This window comes from Bradyrhizobium genomosp. III (genome assembly GCF_000261705.1).
Taxonomy (GTDB): domain Bacteria; phylum Pseudomonadota; class Alphaproteobacteria; order Rhizobiales; family Xanthobacteraceae; genus Bradyrhizobium; species Bradyrhizobium ottawaense.
The window spans coordinates 1-2798 of the sequence record NZ_AJQF01000459.1 but is presented as its reverse complement, the minus strand read 5'-3'; the positions used below and the strand labels follow the sequence as shown (position 1 = coordinate 2798).

At 65.3% G+C, this 2798-nt stretch carries 3 protein-coding genes and 1 pseudogene; 3 read left to right on the top strand and 1 reads right to left on the bottom strand.

The window, feature by feature from the left end; genetic code table 11:
* The coding region (locus IC66_RS0136485; RefSeq protein WP_038950912.1) for a DUF6163 family protein at positions 1 to 494 on the bottom strand (494 nt) is incomplete at its 3' end.
* 123 nt (positions 495 to 617) lie between these two features.
* On the opposite strand from IC66_RS0136485, the gene hemB reads away from it, so the two are divergent.
* The 3 genes and pseudogenes from hemB to IC66_RS46700 form a co-directional block, all read left to right on the top strand.
* On the top strand, positions 618 to 1679 hold the full coding sequence (gene hemB, locus IC66_RS0136480) for a porphobilinogen synthase (protein WP_038950911.1): 1062 nt from the start codon (positions 618 to 620) through the stop codon (positions 1677 to 1679).
* Between the two features lie 325 nt (positions 1680 to 2004).
* A complete protein-coding gene (locus tag IC66_RS0136475; RefSeq protein ID WP_038950910.1) occupies positions 2005 to 2547 on the top strand; it encodes an RDD family protein in 543 nt (180 codons plus the stop codon).
* A gap of 122 nt (positions 2548 to 2669) precedes the next feature.
* Positions 2670 to 2798, top strand: a pseudogene (locus IC66_RS46700) (arginyltransferase); the annotation flags it as partial.

Here is a 2798-nt window from a genome sequence, read left to right as displayed (position 1 = left end):
GGCCGCTCGCGCGCGGCCATCCAGGCGAGCGCGAGATAGGCGGCGAGCATGAAGGCTTCGACGCCGACGACGATCAGGCTGCCGCCGTAGATTCCCGGGAACATCAGCTCGATCACCGCCATCGAGACCACGGTCGTGAGCCACACCACGGCGCCCCAGGGCGTCGCCAGCCACAGGCCGACCGCAGCGACGAGCTCGATCACCGCGAAGTAGACGGTCGCGGCCTGCCAGGCCATCGACTGGTTCTCGAACGCCTCGTCCTCGCCGCCGACGAAGCCCGTCACCTGCGCCCAGTGATAGAGACCTTTCAGGATCGAGAGCAGCGCCATCACCCGCAGGAAGAGCACGAGGCGGCGAGTCCAGACATTGTCGTCGGACTCCGAGCGCTCCGACGAGATCGCAGCCACCGACATCGCGCTGTCTCTGGCGCTGTCTCTGACGGCGTCCCTGGGACTGCCGTCACGGGCCGCATCGCGGGTGGAAATCTCGGACATGGCCCCTTCTGGCTGCTTCGGCCCGCAAAATCAATCGGCTGCCATCACGTTGCGGCAGGTCAAGCCGCGGTGACGGGAACCATGCGAGCTGGTATAAGAATAATTCCAGCCGGAGGAAGAGTGATGGCGATCAAATACGGACGTCCGATCGAACTGCGCGAGGTTTCGCGCCGCGAGGGAGCGGCGGTGCCCCATGCCCTCGATCTGACCGTCCGCCCGCGCCGCAACCGCAAGGCCGAATGGGCCCGGCGGATGGTGCGCGAGAACGTCCTCACCACCGACGATCTGATCTGGCCGCTGTTCCTGATCGACGGCGACAACAAGCGCGAGCAGGTCACCTCGATGCCGGGCGTCGAGCGCCTCAGCGTCGACCAGGCCGTGCGCGAGGCCGAACGCGCCATGAAGCTCACCATCCCCTGCCTCGCGCTGTTTCCCTACACCGAGCCGTCCTTGCGCGACGAGGAAGGCTCTGAAGCCACCAATCCGAACAATCTGGTCTGCCAGGCGGTGCGCGCGATCAAGAAGGAGTTTCCTGAGATCGGCATCCTCTGCGACGTCGCGCTGGACCCCTTCACCAGCCACGGTCATGATGGCCTGATCTCGGACGGCAGGATCTTGAACGACGAGACGGTCGCCGTGCTGGTGCGTCAGGCGCTGGTGCAGGCCGAAGCCGGCTGCGACATCATCGCGCCCTCCGACATGATGGACGGCCGCGTCGCCGCGATCCGCGAGGGCCTGGACCGCACCGGCCTGCTCGACGTGCAGATCATGGCCTACGCCGCCAAATACGCTTCCGCCTTCTACGGCCCGTTCCGCGACGCCATCGGTTCGGCCAAGACGCTGACCGGCGACAAGCGCACCTATCAGATGGACAGCGCCAACACCGACGAGGCGCTGCGCGAGGTCGAGCTCGACATCACCGAAGGCGCCGACATGGTGATGGTGAAGCCCGGCATGCCCTATCTCGACGTCGTCCGCCGCGTGAAGGACACCTTTGCGATGCCGACCTTCGCCTACCAGGTCTCGGGCGAATACGCGATGATCGCGGCCGCCGCCAACAACGGCTGGCTCGACGGCGAGCGTGCCATGATGGAGAGCCTGCTCGCCTTCAAGCGCGCCGGCGCCGACGGCGTGCTGAGCTATTTTGCGCCGAAGGCGGCGGAGAGGCTGCGGTCGCAGGGGTAAGCTGGCGGGGCACCTTCACTGTCGTCCCTGCGTACGCAGGGACCCATACCGCGTGATCTAACTGTGATCCGCGGTATTCGTACCGGCGAAATCAACTAACGGTCTTCGCCAAACTCCTCCCTGTGGTTATGGATCCCGGATCTGCGCTTCGCTTGTCCGGGACGACACCGGTGTTTGCGGCGCCAATATCGTGCCCTCCCCCGCCCCCGAATCGCCGGAATATTTCGGCTTGTTAATGCGCCTGCGCCCTTGGCAGGGGGAAAGCCTGTTCCCATGTCCTGCCTCGAGGGTTTTCCCCTCTGTTTCCCCCTTGGGAGGACGGATCATGTCGTACGACTCGGGCAATTCAGGAGCCTGGCGCAATGACGGCGGGGCGCAGCCGCACGCCTACGACCCCTATCTGCACCCGGAGCTGTTCCGTGGCGTTGCGACGCGGCGCGTGTTTGCCTTCCTGATCGACATGGTCGTGATCTCGGTGCCGGTGATCCTCGGCTACATCTTCATCGCATTGTTTGGCGTGGTCACGCTCGGCATCGGCTGGGCGCTGTTCTGGCTGGCCTGGCCGGCCTCCGTGATCTGGGCGATCGTCTATTACGGCGCCTGTATCGGTGGCCCCTCCTCCGCGACGATCGGGATGCGGGTGATGGATCTGGAGCTGCGCACCTGGTACGGCGCACCCGGCTATTTCGTGCTGGGCGCCACCCATGCCGTGCTGTTCTGGGTGTCGGTCTCGTTCCTGACGCCCTTCGTGGTGCTGCTCGGCCTGTTCAACGGCCGCCGGCGCCTGCTGCAGGATTTCGTGCTGGGAACGGTCGTGATCAACAATTCCGTCCGCGCGCCGGTGCCGCAGGCCGCGAGGACCTGGTGATCAACGGCCTACTAACCGGGATCCTCTAAGCTGACTGCTGACCTGACTTGCCAAGCTGACCAATTGACCGGGAGCTTCCGTAGCGCGATGCTGATACTCACTTCGGAGGCCCACGACGTCCCTTGACCCAGCACTCGCGCGATACCCCCCAATTTTACCTTACGGCGCCGTCCCCCTGCCCGTATCTGCCGGGCCGGCATGAGCGCAAGGTGTTCACGCACCTCGTGGGAGAGCGCGCCGGTGACCTCAAC